The 20355-nt window shown below is 43.4% G+C and carries 7 protein-coding genes and 2 pseudogenes; 6 read left to right on the plus strand and 3 right to left on the minus strand.

The genetic code is table 11. From position 1 onward, the window contains the following. The first annotated feature begins 199 nt into the window (after positions 1-199). The 6 genes and pseudogenes from D3222_RS00460 to D3222_RS00485 all read left to right on the plus strand — a co-directional run. Positions 200-4948, plus strand: a complete 4749-nt coding sequence (locus D3222_RS00460; protein ID WP_118984345.1) for a SpvB/TcaC N-terminal domain-containing protein — start codon at positions 200-202, stop codon at positions 4946-4948. Between the two features lie 562 nt (positions 4949-5510). Continuing rightward, a complete protein-coding gene (locus tag D3222_RS00465) occupies positions 5511-7187 on the plus strand; it encodes a glycosyl hydrolase family 18 protein (protein ID WP_118984346.1) in 1677 nt (558 codons plus the stop codon). 208 nt (positions 7188-7395) lie between these two features. Further along, positions 7396-10848 (plus strand): Tc toxin subunit A, encoded by a 3453-nt coding sequence (locus D3222_RS00470; protein ID WP_118984347.1) that lies wholly within the window; start codon positions 7396-7398, stop codon positions 10846-10848. 21 nt (positions 10849-10869) lie between these two features. After that, positions 10870-15006, plus strand: a complete 4137-nt coding sequence (locus D3222_RS00475) for a neuraminidase-like domain-containing protein (protein ID WP_118984348.1) — start codon at positions 10870-10872, stop codon at positions 15004-15006. 58 nt (positions 15007-15064) lie between these two features. Then, positions 15065-16984 carry a glycoside hydrolase family 18 protein gene (locus D3222_RS00480; RefSeq protein ID WP_118984349.1) on the plus strand — a complete coding sequence of 640 codons (1920 nt, stop codon included), beginning with the start codon at positions 15065-15067 and terminating at the stop codon, positions 16982-16984. Positions 16985-17354: 370 nt separating this feature from the next. Continuing rightward, positions 17355-17657: pseudogene (locus D3222_RS00485) on the plus strand (YrpD family protein); the annotation flags it as partial. Between the two features lie 92 nt (positions 17658-17749). Here D3222_RS00485 and D3222_RS00490 read toward each other — a convergent pair. From D3222_RS00490 to D3222_RS00500, 3 genes and pseudogenes are all read right to left on the minus strand, one after another. Next, positions 17750-17923 (minus strand): hypothetical protein, encoded by a 174-nt coding sequence (locus tag D3222_RS00490; RefSeq protein WP_198672713.1) that lies wholly within the window; start codon positions 17921-17923, stop codon positions 17750-17752. 391 nt (positions 17924-18314) lie between these two features. After that, positions 18315-18795 (minus strand): annotated as a pseudogene (locus tag D3222_RS26935) (hypothetical protein); the annotation flags it as partial. 62 nt (positions 18796-18857) lie between these two features. Beyond that, on the minus strand, positions 18858-20339 hold the full coding sequence (locus D3222_RS00500; protein WP_118984352.1) for a hypothetical protein: 1482 nt from the start codon (positions 20337-20339) through the stop codon (positions 18858-18860). Between the last annotated feature and the right edge of the window lie 16 nt (positions 20340-20355).

Here is a 20355-nt window from a genome sequence, read left to right on the forward strand (position 1 = left end):
CCTTAACACTCATATATTTAATTAAAAAAAATTTCATGGATATTTTTAAACGTTATTTCATAGGTGTTTTCATGAATTATCGTCTACGCTTTGAAAACAGATACTACTGGTCATTCAGTGATAATGATTCACCAGAAACTATATAATCTCATCTTAATTATATTATTTGTTCATAACTCTTATACTATGAGAGAAAACTATGGCAGAACAAACGATAAACACAATATCTATTACGGAGTTATCTTTACCAAAAGGCGGCGGTGCACTCAAAGGGCTGGATGCAGAATTAAATTCTGCTGGCGTCAGCGGGATGGCAACTTTCACTATACCGCTACCCGTTTCTTCTGGCAGAGGCTACGCGCCTTCATTGTCTTTGCAATACAGTAGTGGACAAGGGAATAGCGAATTCGGCGTCGGATGGCAACTCCCTTTATTACGTATCAGCCGAAGAACCCAAAAAGGTGTTCCTAATTATGGCCTGGGGATCGATAAGACAGGGAAAATTGATCAATTCGTTGGCCCCAATGGCGAACTATTAATATCAATAGAAGAAAAAATAAAGAAAGATATTATTAATCATGAGGAAATCCCCATATCATATAATATCACTCGTTATTGTTCACGCTCGGAAGGTAATTTTTTACGATTTGAACATTATCAGTTAAATACTGAAGATGCAGGCCATTGGCTTATTTACTCTCCAGACGGACAAATTCATTGTTTAGGTAAAACAGAACAAGGTCGAATTTCCGACCCCGAAAATAAAAACAAAGTCGCCATCTGGTTATTAGAAGAGTCTTTATCTCCCACCGGAGAACATATTGGCTATCATTATTTGGCCGAAGATGGTGAAGGACTACCAGAACCCCTTCCAGAATGGGAATTAGAAAGAAAACGTAATGCACAACATTATCTTAGTAAGATTACTTATGGCAATTTAGAACAACATGAATCCCTTTATCTAGCATCGTTATCTGTACTACCCCAAGAGGGATGGCTTTTTACCTTGGTTCTCGACTATGGAGAAAGAGGAAACAATTTAGATGAAGCGCCTCCCTTTGATATACCGGAAAACGGACAATGGTTAGTTAGATCAGATATTTTTTCCCGTTATGAATATGGTTTTGAGCTACGGACTTATCGCCTTTGCAGGCAGGTGCTGATGTATCATCACTTTCCAGATCAATTAGGTGAAGATAATGTGTTAGTAAAACGCCTATGGCTTGAATATGAAGATAACCCGATATTAAGTACACTACGCAGCGTGACGGTAACAGGTTATGGAGATCACTCGTCTCAATCTCTTCCTCCCATAGAGTTTAGTTATACCCCCTTTTCGCCAAACAATAATACTGGCTGGCAATCCTTTGATTTACCGGATACAGATTTTGAAGGTGTATATAAAGGTCAAAAATTTCAACTGGTTGATTTGTATAAAGATGGCATTGCCGGGATCCTGTATTTTAATGCTGGAGAATGGAAATACCGTTCACCAATACGTGATGTGGCAACCGATAATCCAGATGCCGTAACCTATTCCGATTGGGAAACATTACCTTTAATTCCGGGTTTAAGGCCAGAAAATGCCTATCTCGCCGATATCAATAACGATTCTAAGCTTGATTGGATTATCACATCGCCGGGATTGTCAGGCTTTTTTACTCATCAAAACCATAGTTGGTCAGAATTTACGCCTTTTAATGCACTGCCGCTTGAATTCTTTGCTACCGATATTCGTTTCGTTGATATTAATCATCGTGGTTTTAGTGATTTAGCATTATTAGGTCCTATGTCAGTTCGTGTTTATCTCAATAATGGCAATGGATTTGAGGCGGGTGTCGATGTTACTTTACCCACAACGGCGGCTATCGGTAATTGGCAACACGATCATGCTAATGTCATCGCTTTTAGTGATGTTGCCGGCTCTGGTCAACAACATTGGATGAAGGTTAGTGCGGAAGGGGTTAGCTTCAGCCCAAATTTAGGCAACGGTCAGTTTGGCCCTATTGTTAAACTGAGTGGGTTTAATCCGACAACACCATTTAATCCTGAACGCATCTATTTAGCCGATATTAATGGCTCAGGAACTACCGACCTAATTTATGCTGATTCAGACAAACTTTATTTATATCTAAACCAAGCAGGAAATTCATATGGAGAACCTCATATTATTCCGCTGCCTGAGGGGATCCGCTATACAGATCTATTAAGCAAGCTACTGATCGCAGACATAAGAGGAACCGGTGTTCCCAGTTTAATATTCAGCGTTGTTGGTGACGGTGGTTATTACCGTCATTGGCGTTATGATTTCACTCCAGTTAAATCCTATTTATTATCTTCCGTGAGTAATAACATGGGAGCTTACACCGAATGGGGATACCGTAGTTCCGCACAATATTGGTTGGATGAAAAAAAAGAGACACCGGAAGCAATGTCTCGTTTACCCATGCCGATATATGTCCAAGCATATTCATACGTAAAAGATGAAATTAGTGGTAATTCATTAAGCCAGTCTTACACTTATCGGCGTGGAGTTTTCGATCAGAGTGAGCGAGAATTTCGTGGATTTGGTTATATATCAATAACTGAGTCAGCAATTGATCTCAGCAAGAATGACTCTCCAGATGATAGAAATACGCGCATTGATTCCTGGTATCATCTTGGCTATGAAGGTGATGAGAATCATCTTATTAATTGCTGGCTTGGTGATAAAGAGGCTTTTACGCCTGCGCCAACGCAATTGACCTATTACGATGCAGAGAAACAGCAAGATGTTATCTTAGAAAATCCAGATGAAACTACGCTCAAAGGATTACATCGCAGCTTGCAAGGAATGCTGATACGTAAAGAAATTTGGGATATCAATAAAGCGGTGCCATTTAATGTACAAACTACTCGCCTACGTGCCAGATTAGTGCAGCCAGTTGTTTACAATGATAATCGTAATGATAGGGTAATAAAAGAAGCTGTGGTTATGCCTGTAGAGCTAGAAAAAGTAAACTATAACTATGAAGGGATAGCTAATGATCCCGTAATATCTCAACAGATCATTATACAGCAGGAAGAATATGGTGCGATATTGCATCGGGTGAGCATAAATTATCCACGCCGAAATAAGCCCTTAACGAATCCTTATCCTCCCCTATTTCCTGAAGAGGTTTGGAACAATAGCTATGATGAGCAACAGCAGATATTACACGTGTTTGAAGAGCGATTTCAATTCGTTCATTTCGATGAACAAAATATTTGGCGGCTAAGTGTGCTTCAAGGAGAAAGACGAAATTATCTGACACCGGATCCTGCGGATATTCCACAAGGGCAAGGGTTTAGTTTCGAAACAGTGACCACGCCAGGAGGCATATTATCCGCCAACCGTCCCCGCCAATTTGCCGGGCAAACCCAAATCTATTACGCGACCAATGTACCAGAAGTTTTAGCTCTGATCGATCATATCGATATTGCCAAATTTGATGATGAGAGTTTGTCTGCATTCCAAGACGTTATGAGTGAAACAGAACGCGATAATTACCTGATTTCAGCCGGATATCGTCAAAGCGAACGTATTTTATCGGTACCGGGAGTAGAACCTGAAACAAAAGTATGGGTTGCAGGTAATACATATACAACATATGCAGAAAAGAGTGAATTAAAATTCTATCGACCATTGGCTCAACAAAAGAGTTTACTCAGTGGGGCAATCAACTATGAATATGATCAATTTATTTGTGGCATTATAAAAACTCGTGATGCCGCCGAAAATATCACGACGATTGAATATGATTATCGTTTTATGCAGCCTTGGAAATTAATAGATCTCAATAATAATATTTCCGAAGTTAAATTTAATGCATTAGGCCGTGTCATTGCCAATAGTTTTTATGGGAAAGAAGGGGAAAAAGGAGATGATGGTTCCTATATCATCAGTGGCTTTTACCCAGTGAATGATTTTGTTTTACCTGACGGTAATGTTACCGAGATGATTGAACACGCTTTGCAAAATAAAGAACAAATCGTTTCCCAATATAGTGGAGTTGAATGGTTTAGTTGGATGGGAAAAGTCAGTAAAGAAAAAACTGAACATATTGTTATTGATAGAAAATCAATAAATGTCGCCAAGAATTTATGGGATTATATGCTCGACCGTCACTTTATTACCCTAGATGGTCATGTTCGTACTGAAGCTTACCGCTGGCTAGAAAGGCAAAAGATTTACGACTGCGGAGATACCTTACTCGAGTTGTTTAATAACAAAAACCATTTAAGAAAGAAGGATATTTCTCGAATTGGAACACTTTTGAATTTATCCAGTGAACGACTCTGGTGGAGTCTAGTTAAAGCAAGAATTATCAGTGTTCGAGGAGAAGTACTTCTGCCAATATCTTGTTGGCAGCACGATGCCCAAAGTGATGGATGGGGAAATATGATGCGCGAAGTATTAGCAGAGATCTTACCGATGCCAATACATGAAGCCCGTTTTCTTGCTGATAGATACGCCCGGCCTAAACAGGAACAACATATCCGAATTGCTGTTAGCTTTAGCGATGGTTTTGGTCGCATATTGCAAACATCGGTACTCAACGAACCGGGAATATCTTATTTACTTAGCCCGTCAGGAGAATTAATTGTGGACGATAAGAATAAGCCACAACAGAGGGAATCTGAACCACGTTGGGCTGTCAGCGGACGAACTGAATACAATAATAGAGGATTAATCAAACGTACATATCAACCCTTTTTCCTCAATGACTGGCATTATGCGTCTGATGCCAGCTTACGTATTAACCAGTATGCAGATAAATATGAATATGACGCTCTGGATAGAGAAATCAGAGTAGAAACAGCCAACCAGAAGTTACGAAGGACATCTTATTTCCCTTGGTTCAACGTACATGAAGATGAAAATGACACAGCAATGGAAATGGAGGAAAAACGTAATAATATGAAATAGGTGATATTATTTCTTGAGAGCGGAGGGTATTCAATATGCTGTGGTGCGACACAGAGCTGTTCCTATGATTATTTCAGCCAATAAATAATCTGGGCGAATAAGCTTGCTGTCCCACCACCATCTTCCCTCGTGTCTGTGTATTGGCAATAACGTTAATGTACAAAGTGCAGGTATTAATTCAGATAAATAAGAGTCATCTACTTGTAATCTATATATAAATAATTTTTCCTCAATGACACTATTTAATATCTTTACAATACTTTTATTTATGAAATTATTATTCTAATAATAGAGAAAAAATCTTTATTTAATCAGACGCTGTGGCAAATATGTATATCCCCTTCATCCTTCAAGTTGCTGCTTTGTTGGCTGCTTTCACTTACCGCCGCGCTGCAATTTGAAATCTATTGGGTATATATCTGATTTCAAGCCAATAATTAATTTTTCACATAAGAATTATTGATTAATTTCAGACATAGTCTACTGTTTATTTCATCTGCCTGAAATTTTATCTGCTAAGACATATCATTGAAAAAACCTTACTTTAATAGAGGATGATTTTATGGTTAATAAAAAAGTACCTCAAGATGATAACAACTTATATATTTCCCCAGATCCGGGTACCAAAGATTTAAAAGAGCTTGAAAAAGTATGGGGAGCTGGCGCTGCTGAAAAAACCTATGCCGCCAATAAGTTCGATCCTGCTACCTCAGATAAACAACTCTCTTATACTCCAGGAAGGGTAGCTAAGAGCTTGTTTAATAACTATCAAGCTGATCCTGATTTTCTGGTGTTTGGCTACCTCACTGACTGGGGGATTTATGACAGCCGCTATGGTAACTTTGCGGGAGATACCGACGTTGATTACACCGTAGGAGGGCGTGGTACCGATATCATGCGCTTAAAAGATGATAACTATCCACGTTATGACAAGATTATCATTGGTTTCACCGGGATCATTGGTGATGAAGGAGAACAACAAAACAACATTGAAAAAGGTGCTATCGACTTTGCCATAGCCGAAGATCAGGACGACCTCATTAACCATCGAGGCAAAGCAACTTTCCTCGACGGTTGGGCAGACGTTCAGGCTTATTTGAACTGCGGATTTGCTGGTTGGGTACCGGGTGATCCGCCTGAGATGTTTGACCCTCATAAAGCACAAGGCGTTTTAGGCGCATTAGTCAAACTCACTAAAGTTGCAAAGCCTCCCAAAGTGGGTTTAAGCCTGGGCGGTTGGACAATGAGTCAGGCATTCCACCATATCGCTAAAGAGCCTGAGTCCCGTGAAAATCTGGCTGAAAGTCTGAAAAAGATTTTTGATACTTTCCCTATGCTTACTGACCTTGATCTTGACTGGGAATATCCCGGTATTCCAGGTGCAGAAGGTAATGATTATGGGGACGAAGATGCGGAAAATTTTGCAGAATTAATTAAAGCTATTAAGCAAAAGCTGCCTGATATAAAAATCAGTATCGCGCTTAATGCTGAGCCGAACAAAATGGCAAAAGCCAATGTCCTTGAATTGATTAAAGCAGGCGTCGAAGGATTAAACGTGATGTCTTATGACTTCTTTGGTTCCCCGTGGGCTGACAGTCTGGCTCACCATACCAATATCAAACGTGATCCTAATAATGATCAGGTAAATTCAATGGAAGATGCAGTTAACTACCTTCTGGAGCTAAATGTTAACCCTAAAATGATTTTCTGTGGTTTTGCCGGCTATAGTCGTAATGCTCAACAAGCATTCGTTACCAACTTATCTCCACTAAAAGGCTTCTATACACCAGATAATCCTGACGAAGATAATACTTTCGGCAGCTTTGGCCCCGGCACCACCGAATTTCCGGATCTACTACGCAACTATTTGGATAGTGACCTACAGGGTAAAAATGATTTTACCTTATATACCGATACCGTTTCCGACGCAGACTTTTTGTATAACGAAAATACCGGCGCATTCCTGTCGATAGAAACACCTCGTACTGTGTATCGAAAAGCGGAATTTGTAAAAAATAAAGGTCTGGGAGGACTGTTTGTCTGGACGATTGACGCCGATAACGGGTTATTAGTCAATGCTGCTCGTGAAGGATTAGGTGCCACTCCTGTTGCTCCAGTCACTATTGACATGTCCAAATTCTACCACGCAGGTAAAACAAAGTCAGATTCCCGACAAAAACGAGCCCAACACTCCTTTATTACAAAGCTTCATCAAAGTAAGACGGTCAAAAAGAAATAAATATCCGGGCTATATACCCTATGGATTTCAAAATGCATCGCGACGGCAAGGGAGCGAATCCCCGGGAGCATAGCGAACTATGTGACCGGGGTGAGTAAGTGCAGCCAACAAAGAGGCAACTTGAAAGATAACGGGTAGATAAGCTGGCTCGACTCATCATATTGAGTCGAGCCTCACTTATGCGTTATTTCAGTTTATAAGGTGAATTATGAACGATAAGACAACGCTCCAATCCAATAATAATGTGTCTCAGACTATTTCAACGCTATTAATGAAAACAATCCCGGCAGCAGCAGAAAATAGTTTAGCGACTCAACTCATCACTTTTGGTTACCAATCTGTTTTCGATATTATGCGCGTCGGAAAGTCCCGTTTTCTTCGCCGCCATAAGCATCAGTTCTCTGGACACGCGGGAGAAATTTATGATCGGGCGCTCAGTTTTGCCACTCAACTTGTCCATATGCAAAGAGAACAAGGGTTACGCGATGGTGAGCAGTTGCGCTTGAAACGCATTGCAGAGGGCAAACCGGAGCTGCCGAGTTATGCTGATCTTTTTCCTGAACCTTGGGACAACTTCTGTCGCCCAGGAGCGCTGGAAGCACTTAACTCCCCAATAAGTTATTTACTTGAGCTCTATCTGTTTGCACGGCAAATCGAGCTGGATTCTACAGAAGGCGCGGCAATGCTGGAACAGCGACGCCCTGACTTAGCCGAATTAATGCTGGATGCGGACAATACCTATCAGGAACTCCCGGCATTAAAGATCGTCAATGAAGTGCTCAGTTACTCCGCCGCAAACTATATTGACTTAACGGAAGATACAGGCAAACCGGTTAATCAAGTGCTAGGTGAGACACGCTATCCCTTTACGTTGCCATTCAGCCTGCCGACAACGCAAATAACCTTGGGATTAGAGCAAAAAAAGACCTCGCTGGCTAAAATTATTCAGGCAGTAAATACCGAGATCCCGTGGTTTAGTAACAATCCACCACCAAATAAGCAGAACAACATTTTGCTGGCAGGTACCCTGCTGAGTAAGGAGCAAATGGCATTACTGAGCCAACCCAGTCCATTTACTCAAGTACATCTGACTCGTCCCCGCTTACGGGATGTTTATCTCAGCGGCAGTACAACAGAAACGGTCACCGATATTGTGCTTTCTGCTCATGGCTATATTGTGCCAAAACAAACTGATGTCAGTGGCCCAGAAGCACTAACATACAGTGAGATTGAACCCGCGCCGGACAGCCATGAATTCATAACCATCACCTGTATTAATCAGGATAAAAAGCCCATTACGATTAAGTTACGGGGTAAATCAGTACTCAGTTATCAGCGTATTAAAGCCCGGTTGCTCCCGTTTGATGATACTCCGCCCTACCCGCGCCAGTTAGAACTCAGTTGGCATGACGAAGATAATCCCGGCCTGGATCTTTCTGATGGCCCTTATTTTGGTGAGATCAAGATCGAAGTTCAGGCGTGGTCAGAGAAGAGATCAATACTGACCTTAACATACCATTTCGCCATTGCCAGTGATGATATTGATGAAGATAAATTACTACCGGAAGCCACCGATTTCTTCTTAGAAAACTACGGTATCCCTCCGCAACAAAGGCAAAAGCTGGAAGAGATTTTGTTCTTCTCTGAACAAACCAAGGGCTCTGTTGAAGAATTGGAACGGGCATTCAGCCACGGCGATTACCATCCCACCGTGTCATCGAATGTTCAGTTTAAGAATACAATCTTTAGTAATGGACAGAGCCACGCCACATTTCCTACTCCTTATCAATATGGCTCGGTATATCTGAATTCCGCCCACCCAGAAGCGTTGGATATTAACAAAACGCGTCCCCGTAGTATGACGGCAATCACGGAATATCGTTTCGATCGCTTAAACCGTTTGTTACGCCTGCAACGCTGGACAAAACTACCACATGATAAATTAGACTTGTTGCTTACCTCTGCTGCCCGAGCAGAAGGTATGGCTAATTTAGAACTGAATATCAACTACAATAGCCTTCGAGCTCTGGGTCTATTCCGTTATTTAAACAATAACTATAATTTGGCCGCCGAAGCCTTTGCCGCGTTTGTCTACCAGATTACCCCTTTCGGCATCAGTTCTGATGTGCCGTTCTTCGATCAGGTATTTAACCAGCCTCAGTTGTTTGATATCCCAATGGCGTTGGACAATAGCGAATTTGACTATACTGCCCGCCGGGGCAACGATGCCAGAACGGTAAAACAGATCTGTGCCGGTCTGGGGATTGCTTCAGCGACTTTCCAGATTTTAGCTCAACAGGTCTGTTCCGCATTCTCATTGCCGGAAAAACGGCTCACTCGTTCTCTGGATGTCATATCCGCATTTTATCGGCTGGTTATGATCCCCAGGCTGTTTAAACTGACCGCAGAACAAGGGATTATTATTGTTGATATTCTCTCCAAAATTGGGGGTTTTAATCCGCTATTGCTGGCTGGAGCGCCTCGTTTAAGCCCACTGGGGAGTGACGGAGAATCAACAACGGAAGTCGATGTTCTTGATATCATTCTTGCTATCGAGGAGATGTCATCCTGGCTATCACAGACAAAACTGACGCCAGAAGAGCTTAGCCTGTTCATTCAAAATCAGCGTTTGCCCATTGTCGCCACTGATAGCAGCGCAGATTTTTTTGGCGGCATTGTCTCTAGCTTGCCGGAAAATCTTTTGACAGAACAAGACTTCCAGGGCCCGGAAATTCCTGATATCGGCAACTGGATGCTAAAACTTAACGAGCTCATTACCGAAGATGGTCTGGTGAAACCGTTTCCTTTGGTCTGGGCACAAAGTGATGACGAATATCTTAACAAAATCATCACCCCCATCGTTGATGCGTTAACTCCTCCTCCAGACGATAAACCGCTTACAATTACCGCACTGAGGCTGATTATTCAGCAATATAAAACGGCACAGGACAATCTGGTTTCTACGGCAGTTGCCAAGGAATACGGTGTTTCCCGCGATGTGGTCCCGCTGTTGTTGAGATGGGTTGGCAGTAGCGTAACGGAGCTATTGGAGATGCTGAATCAGCAATCGCGCCAGTATCACGGACATCTCCTTCATGCTCAGCAAATCTCCGATGAGCTTCTGCAAATTGCCTACAATCTGGCGATGAACGGTGCCCTGATTAAACAACTGCGACTAACTCCCCAACTATTGTTCCTGCGCCTGGCCGAGCCAACATGGCTGAGCCTATCCTCCCCTAAAGTTACAGATCCCGGACAAGGTGCGCCATTGACACTGAAAGAAGTCTTTATATTGAGCCGTTATCGTCATTGGGTAACCTCGTCATTGCACACGGAAGATAAATTAATCGAATATCTGGCTTACGCCAATAATCCGCCCGTTCAGCGTAATGACGAAGATATTAACCTCGATTGCGCAGAACTATTAGCCGATATTTTAGGTTGGGAGGCCAGTGAAGTAGAACAGGCATGTGAACAATTTACCCCGACTCGAGCTTGCAATATGGGGCAGATTGATTGGTTACGCCGTGTTCAGGCACTTTCACAACAGACGAAACTCTCCGTTTCACCACTTCGTGAAGCCGCCACCATCAGCCCCTCTTCCTCATTCGATCAGATCCAACATGTCGGTGAGGCCGTCATTGCGGCGACAAAATCCTGATCTTCCCGGAGAACAACAACGATGAGCGAAAATACGATAGAAGCAAGTTTGTTGGAAGCACAGCGAGATGCATTGCTGGACTATTTTATTGGTCAGGTAGTTGCTCACTCTCCCACTATGGAGTCGCTACGTGACGACATTAAAAATGTGGATGATGTCTATGATTATCTGCTGTTGGATATCATGGTTTCCGCCAAAGTCAACACCAGCCGTGTCGCAATGGCAACCAATACTCTTCAGCAATACATTAACCGCATCTCACTGAATATTGAAAAAGGTCTGTTTATGACCGTAGAGGAGAGCGAAAACTGGCAAGAATTTGCCAATCGTTACAACTATTGGTCCGCCGACCGCATGCTGAGAACCTATCCGGAAAGTTATTTGGAACCCATGCTGCGACTGAATAAAACGGAGTTTTTCTTTCAACTTGAAAGCAGCCTCAATCAAGGAAAGATTACCGAGGAATCGGTACAACAAGCCGTGCTAGGATATTTGAATAACTTTGAAGACGTTAGCAATTTGGAAGTTATTGCCAGCTACGAAGACGGCGTAGACACCACTCGTGATAAATTTTTCTTTATCGGACGTACCCGAACTCAACCTTACCAATACTACTGGCGCTCTCTGAATCTGTCTATTCGACATCCAGATACCGATGCGCTTTCACCGAATGCCTGGAGTGAATGGCGTTTTATCGATTTACCATTAGGAGGAGTAAAAAGCACAACGATACGTCCCATCTTTTTAAATAATCGCTTGTATATTGCCTGGGCGGAAAGCGAAGAAGTCACGCCAACGACAACGAATTTTCGTCTACTTGCAGACACAGCGGAAGCACCGAAAACGTACAACACTCAATTAAAAATCGCCTACGCAAAATATGATGGAACCTGGAGCGCTCCCAGTATTCTGCGGGAAAGCGAATTGCCCTATCAGATGACCGATATGGTCGCCGTCATGGATGTAATGCAAGGCGAACCGAAGCTCGCTATCATCGCCTTTATTCGTCTTCAAGGAATGGATGGTGATAAACCTTATGATTACGATTACTGTTTCGAATTTATCTGCGATACGTTGTTGGCGGAAATTACCGATCTACCCGATACATCGGAAAAATATGCTGCTGATCTAGTGTGGTATTATTCCCGCGAGCATAAAGATGGGCCAAACCCCATACCTTACCGTACTATGGTGCTTTACCCAGCAACCCGTAATACCAAATTTATGATTGCGGGAGCAGATCAGGAAGACGGCAACGAAAAACTAGGAAGAGGGACGATAGAACTGGTTGTCGATTTTGTCTATGGCTCCAGCACCGAACTGCAACTGACCGCCAGATCGACTTTTGATTATGGTTCTGATCCGATTCATGACAACTTTCCAGACGAAATTGATTTCTGTATTTGGCAACTCAGTATCACCAAAACCAAGAATGCTGATGGGAAAGAAATCGAAGTCCAGTCCGAGGAAAAACTAGGATCAGTTACCATACATAAACACCAACCCGTACCAGAACTTGTTGTTCCCCGCCTAGATCTGGGAGACCACCGCTCCGTTAAGCTAAAGGCTGGAATCGATATCATTGGTGGTGGATCATACACAAATGACTATCGGATCGGGATGTTGATCCGTCCATTGGTTCAGTTTAAAGAAGAGCGTCAAGTTCAGTACCTTTCCTTACCAGCGGATGATGCTAAGCATGTTCCGCCCACTATTCGACTGAACACTTTATTCGCCAAAGAATTAATCAGCCGCGCCAGCCAAGGTATCCATCAGGTACTCAGTTGGGATACTCAACATATTAAGGAACTGCCTCTACCGCCGCACAGTGGCATGACAGCCATCGACCTCGATGGTGCCAACGGTATCTATTTCTGGGAGCTATTCTTCCATATGCCATTCCTGGTGGCCTGGCGCTTGAATATAGAGCAACGACTTGAAGAAGCAACACAGTGGTTACACTATATATTCAACCCACTGGAAGACGCCGAACATCCCGATTTATCCAAAGGAAAGCCGCGTTACTGGAACAGCCGGCCACTGATTGATCCTCCACCGAAATTTATGCGCAGCCTTACCCAGCCGACAGATCCTGATGCCATCGCCGCCAGCGAACCTATTCACTATCGCAAAGCGATTTTCCGTTTCTATTTGAAAAATCTGCTGGATCAAGGTGATCGGGAGTACCGCAAACTGACGCAAACTTCCCGTATCATTGCCCGACTCACCTATGCGTCGGCTAACAACCTACTCGGTACCAGTCCGGATATTCAGCTCGCCGCCGAGTGGAAACCGCGTACGCTGGAAGACACAGCGACCTATACCAATACTCAGACACGTCAGTTGGAAATGATGATGACGGACACGCTACCTCTGTTGCCTGTCGCGTGGGATTCCGCCGTTGCCAATCAACCCTCGGATTTATTCCGTAAGCCTGTCGATACGGAATATTTGAAGCTTTGGGAGGAACTGGCGCGGCGGATTTATAACTTGCGCCATAATTTAACATTGGACGGAAAAGAGTATCCAGCCGGGCTATTTGATGAACCTATTAGCCCTCGTGATTTGTTGAAACAGCGCTATCAACGTGTTGTTGCCAACCGTCAGGCCGGAGCTAAGAGAATGTCGATCCCCAATTATCGCTTTGCCCCCGTGTTCAACCGGGCAATGAGCGGTGTGGAGACATTAATTCAGTACGGAAATAGCTTCCTCGGTTTGCTGGAACGCAAAGATAATCTGGACTTTGAACGTTTCAGAATGCAGCAACAGTTAGGTTTGTATAACTTTACTGTGAATCTGCAACAGCAGACAATCGACATCAATCAAGCCTCTTTGGATGCGTTAAATATTAGCCGACGTGCCGCACTTGAACGGCAACAGCATTACCAAGCGCTGTACGATGAAGATATCTCCAGTACCGAACAGCAAGTGATTGAATTACAAGGAGGAGCGGCTGACGCGGTTATTGCTGCCCAAGCTGTTTCCACTGCGGGAGCGGTTGCGGATCTCGTACCTAATATTTTTGGCTTTGCCGTTGGCGGTATGCAATATGGTGCTCCATTAAGAGCCATTGCAGAAGGGATACGTATTGAATATGAATCTAAAAATGCGAAAGCTAACAGCCTGAGCGTTTCAGAAAATTACCGCCGTCGTCGTCAGGAATGGGAAATTCAGTACAAACAGGCTGAAATTAACGTCGAAGAAATCGATCAACAAATTGCTATTCAGAACCGACAATTGCAGGCATCTATCACTCAATTGGCGCACATACAGGCACAAAGAGAACACGATAATACGCTGTTAGAGTATTTTTCCCAGCGGTTCACCAGTGAAAGCCTGTACATGTGGATGATCAGCCAAATTTCCGCGCTGTATTTACAAGCATATGACGCCGTGATGTCTTTATGTTTGTCCGCCGAAGCTTCCTGGCAATATGAAACAGGAAAATTTGACACACAGTTTATTCAAAGCGGGGGCTGGAACGATCTCTATCAGGGGTTATTGGTCGGAGAATCACTGAAGTTGTCCTTACTGCACATGGATCAGGCGTATATGAAACAGAACGTTCGCCGGTTGGAGGTGGTTAAAACCATTTCATTAAAATCGCTACTAACTTCTCAAGCATGGGAAGCAGGGAAGTCAACCGGTAACTTTAATTTCAACCTGGATTCTGAAATGTTCCTCGGAGATTATCCCGGACATATTGATCGTCGTATTAAAACCGTCTCAGTTTCTCTCGCTACACTAGTCGGTCCCTATCAGGATATTCGTGCAACGCTAGTGCAAAACAGCAACAGCATCAATTATATGGAAGATTCTGACACTATCGACTATCTACTTAATCCAGTTAAATATGGCGAACCTCTTGGCTTAATTCGTAACTTACAGGCCAATCAGGCCGTGGTGTTATCAACCGGCATAAATGATAGCGGCATGTTCCAGCTTGATTTCCAAGATGAACGTTTCCTGCCTTTCGAAGGAACGGGGGTGTTTTCTAACTGGACACTGACGTTTGGCGATAATCAATCTGATCTGCTGGAAAAGATGAGCGATATTATCATCCATCTGCGTTATACGGCACGTTCTACTAGCGATAGTTTCGCCAAAAAAGTCAAACAGCGATTACTACAGCACGAAGCTCAGAAAAAACAAGACTAACCGACGCCCATTTCACACCTCACTGAATGAGGTGTGAAAAATATAAAAGGTAAAAAAGATGACTGATAACAGTAAATATCAATATACCTGCAAAAAAGTGATGTCCGATGCCAGTGAAAATATCGGCGCACCGTTAGCCGCCTGGAGCAACCAATCTGGCGGAGAAACTTATTACGTTATATTTGATGGTCAGGTCTATAAAAACACTTACTGGGTGGAACGCTGGCACATTCCGCAACGTGACAATATCCCTTCATACGAAAATGCCTGGATCTGGGTACGAACCGCAACAAACGCAGAGATCGAAGAACATGGCAATCCGACACAAGGTACCGTTGAGCCTATCCCCGGAGATGTGGATATTTTAAAACCCGATGCCCTCACAGAAGAGACTTATCGGGAAAAAGGCTATAACCCTAATGGTTCAGGCACGAATCTGGCTTATACCTCTGCACGCGTATGTCACTCCTTATACAACCAATATGAAACGGACAGAACACGCCCTAAAGTTTCTGCCTATATTACTGACTGGTGCCAATATGACGCGCGCTTACCCGCCGCTTTAAATGACTCCGGCGGGGATGATGATAAAGATGGGCCTGGTCGTGGATTTAACCTAGAAGATATTCCCGCAACCGCTTATGACAGATTGGTATTCAGCTTCTTAGGGATTTATGGCGATAAAGGAAAAAAAAGTGACAGAATCAACCTGTCTGCTGAAGGTTGGAATAAGCAGTTAAAACCGGGCGATCCTCCCATTACATTCGGTCATATTGTTCCTGTCGACCCTTATGGTGATCTAGGCACCACGCGTAACGTCGGGCTACCCGCGGAAGATAAAAGAGATGCCGGACCTAATACATTTCTGCAATTTTATAACCAGCAAGCGGCATCGGGCCTGCTCGGAGGGCTGCGTAACCTGCAACAAAAAGCCAAACTGGCAGGACACCGTTTAGAACTGGCATTCAGTATCGGCGGCTGGAGTATGTCTGGCTATTTTTCTCCCATGTTAAAAGATGACACACAACGCGAGACCTTTATTAACAGCATTGTTGACTTCTTCCAACGTTTCCCCATGTTTACTGCTGTCGATATCGACTGGGAATACCCAGGCGCCAGTGGTGAAGAGGGTAACGAGTTTGATCCCATTAATGATGGACCGAACTACGCTACTCTCATTAAGGAGTTGCGTCAGGCGTTGGATCGGGCATTCGGCACCAGTGCCAGAAAACAGATTACGATTGCATCCAGTGCTGTCGTCGGAAAGCTGAAAAAATCCAACATCAAAGAACTTATCCGCAATGGGTTGGACAATATTTTTGTCATGACCTACGACTTCTTTGGAAACGGATGGGCGGAGCACATTGGTCATCATACCAATCTCTATTCTCCTTATTATGCGTCGGACGATCCTGATCGCCTGTACGATATTTCAGCCGATGAGGCAATTAAATATCTGATTGAGGTTGAAGGGGTTCCTCCGGGAAAAATTCACCTTGGTTTTGCCAACTATGGTCGTTCCTGTATAGGCGCCAATCTAGAAACCCGTCAATACAACCGTAACCCAAATAATCCTACACCTGCTCTGGGCACGATGGAAAACGGCGCTCCTGAATTTTTCTGCTTGCTGAATAATCAGTTTGACTGTGAGCAACAGCTTGCATGGGCAAAAAATGGTTTTAAATTAATGACAGATACCGCCACCGATGCGGACTTTCTTTATAACAACACAGGTGGGCATTTTATCTCTCTGGATACCCCTCGTACGGTATTCAAGAAAGGTATTTATGCAACGGAGCATAAACTGGGAGGAATATTCTCTTGGTCCGGTGATCAAGATTGCGGCCTGCTGGCAAATGCAGCCAGAGAAGGGGCCGGCTATATCCCGATTAAAGGTAAAGAGAAAATTGACATGGGGCCACTGTATAACCGGGGAGAACTTATAGAACTTCCTGATGTTAATTCCGGTAAAAAGTAATCTCGTTTCTTGACTGCTTCTCTTCCTTTAGGAATGAGGAGCAGCCAACGGCTTTCCTGCAATTGGGTTTTGCCAGCAGGCCGTCCAATTGCCAATATTCAATAATCTTTGCTGTTCCAACTTACTAGGTTAGTCATTATTCGTAACAGTTTGGAGCATTAAGGCTTTTTGCAAGTATTAATACGTTCGTAAATACAGGCAATTTTCCAAGGAGTAGCTAATATAAATAACTCAAGACAGGAAGTTATGTTAATTGGGTAGCAAGTACTTTACGTCTTATTACCAAAGAATATATTATTATAATTGTCGATTCGATTAAATTTCGCATTCTAATCATTAATAATGTCTTGCAAATGAAAGATTATCTTTATATAAGTATTTCAATGGCGCAACAAGAGCAATATATCAGGGAGCCTCTAATGTGGGTTATATCGGTAGGGCTATTTTAGAGATACCCAAGACTAATATAAGTGCGAAACAAATAAATAATTGGAAATTATTCTCTACTGTCACTGGTGATAGAATTAAAGTTGACAAACAATATCAGGTTAAATTTAATGATATTGTGATAGATAATATCATTCTTAAGCCTGTGACTTATGCAACAAAACAAGCATTCGTTAGTGTAAGCCACGGTAAAGCGACAATTACAATTCAAAGATCAAAAATATGATAATGTCGTGACTAATCTTTAAGTTAAGCCAGTTCCTGATGTATTAAGGAACTGGTTATTTGAACGGTTTTCTTTTTTATCCACGATAGCTATTATCCGTTATCACCAATAGTCACTGCCATATGGATTTGACGGTTATCATTGATATCAAGATTAGATAAAACCACTAACTGGACAAAGTTCTTCGCAAGAAACGCGATAACAACGGAAATAATGCATGTGTGAGCAGGCACGTCCAGCTTAGTGTTAGCGATTATGGGTATCAATTGACATTCTCAAAGATATAAATTACACCAGCTTTGGACGCAGAATCAACCTTCGTTGAAGTTGCACTAACAGCCAAGATCGTTCCCGCCGCATTTCTTATGACAAAGTCAAAATCGTCGTAATCGTCTGAATTGCCGGAATTACTTGAAGGATTCAAAACCTTAATAGGGTTTCCTATATCCCACTGATTATTAATATATTTATATACATAGACCACAGAACTAGATCCTACGATCAAACGATCTCCCACATTGTTCAGACCGGCAGACATACCAAAAAAGTATGCATCGCTCTTAGGGGCCAAAAACTTAATCCGGTTTTCCATATCCCACCCCCCATCCGCGCGCGTAAACACATAAACCTTCCCAGCAGAGCTTCTGTAAACAATCGTCCCTCTGGCTAGACGGTCTCCCGCCTCATTTATGCTAATAGAGCGGCCAAAGCCTTCTTTAGGAAAAGGAGAAACAATACGCGTCATCACGATGCGTTTCAAACCCAACAACTGTGTAATCTCCATCCGCTCACGCCGAGATAAACTGAAAAAATCCGCAAACTGAACCTGCTGATCGGCATCCAATTTCAGATACCCTCCCCCATCAAAAGAGAGTCCCCCTTCTGGCTTCAGTGATAGGGCCAAAGCGCCTTGGTCAAGGTTTAACCCACCAGAATGGTGAACGTTGAGGGCCAGCTTTCCTTTATCATCTCGTTTCAGGCCTGCGGTCGGACCATCACCCTGGGCGCCATCAATGATTTCATATGCCTTATATGCCTCATCAATCAAGTGGGAAAATGCTTCCGGCATGAGCCGCACACCAGATTTAAAATTCGCTTTCAATGAGTCAATGGTATTGATTTCTTTATCAGTCATCATATTTTCCTCAAAAGCCAGCCGTATTAGATAGTCACCGTCATCTGTTCTCTGTTTCCTGTCCTCTATTTGATATTCTCAAAGATATAAACCACACCGGCTTTGGATTTAGAATCAACACTTTCTGACGTTGCACCAACAGCCAAACTCGTCCCCGCCTTATTCAGGCCGACAGGTCCACCAAAACCATTTAAATTGTCTGAATTGCCTGAAGGGTTCAAAATCTCCATCGGTGTTTCCATATTCCACTTACCATTCAGACAGGTATACACATATACCCGATAAGACGCTCCCACTGCCAGACGATCTCCCGCATCATTCAGTTCGAGAGAGCTACCAAAATATACGCTACTTGCCGGGGCCGAAAACTTAATGGGATTTTCTGTATCCCAGACCCCATGCCGGCGCTTATACAAATAAACCTCCCCATCTGTGGAGTTATAAAACTCTATCCCCACCGCTAAGTGATCTCCTTCTGCATTCAGGCTAAAAGCCCTACCCACGAATAGGTTATTTTCAGGGACCTTGAACTTAATGGGGTTCTCTCCATCCCAGATCCCATTTGTGCGTGTATACACATAAATCACAGGAGCATAATCACGCACCGCCAGACAGTTTCCCGCAGCACTTAGGTGGGCCATCCAGCCAAACTCATAAGAATCCGAAGGGATCGGGATCGGAATGGGGTTTTTTGTATCCCAGATCCCATTCCGGCGCATAAATATACGGAACGGAGGGTAGGGTTTGCCCCCACCCACCAGACAGTCTCCCGCAGCACTCAAGCTGACATTCACACCAAAGTATTCAACTCCTATCGGAAACACAACGGGATGTTTTGTATCCCAAAAGCCCTTCGTGCGCGTATACACACAAACCCGCCCTTGGTTATAAGTGGGATACGGCAACATGTTTCCCAACGCCAGGGTATCGCCAGCAGCATCCAGAGAGACATCCCATGAAGATTTATGATATTCATCTTCATAAGCCTCAAACACAATAGGTTTGCTTATATTCCACTCACCACTCTTCCGGCGCGTATACACACAGACTTGATTATTCATCCCAACTGCTAAACAGTCTCCCGCCGCGTTCAGGCTAACAGAAGTGCCAAAACGCTCATCTTCTTTGGGGAAGGGAGAAACAATGCGCGTTATCATGGTGCGCTTCAAACCCAACACCTGCGTGATCTCCATCCGCTCCCGCCGAGATAAACTGAAAAAATCCGCAAACTGAACCTGCCGAGCAGCATCCAATTTCAGATACCCTCCCCCATCAAAAGCGAGTCCCCCTTCTGGTTTCAGTGATAGGGCCAAAGCGCCTTGATTAGAATTTAATCCGCCAGAATGGTGGGTGTTAAGGGTCAGTTTTCCTTTGTCATCTCGTTTTAGCCCTGAGGTTGGGCCATCACCCTGAGCGCCATCAATGATTTCATATGCCTTATATGCTGCATCAATCAAATGGGAAAAGGCTTCCGGCATGAGCCGCACACCAGATTTAAAATTCGCTTTCAATGAGTCAATGGTATTGATTTCTTTATCAGTCATCATATTTTCCTCAAAAGCC

Source organism: Photorhabdus sp. CRCIA-P01, assembly GCF_003545805.1.
In the GTDB taxonomy this organism is placed as follows: Bacteria; Pseudomonadota; Gammaproteobacteria; order Enterobacterales; family Enterobacteriaceae; genus Photorhabdus; species Photorhabdus antumapuensis.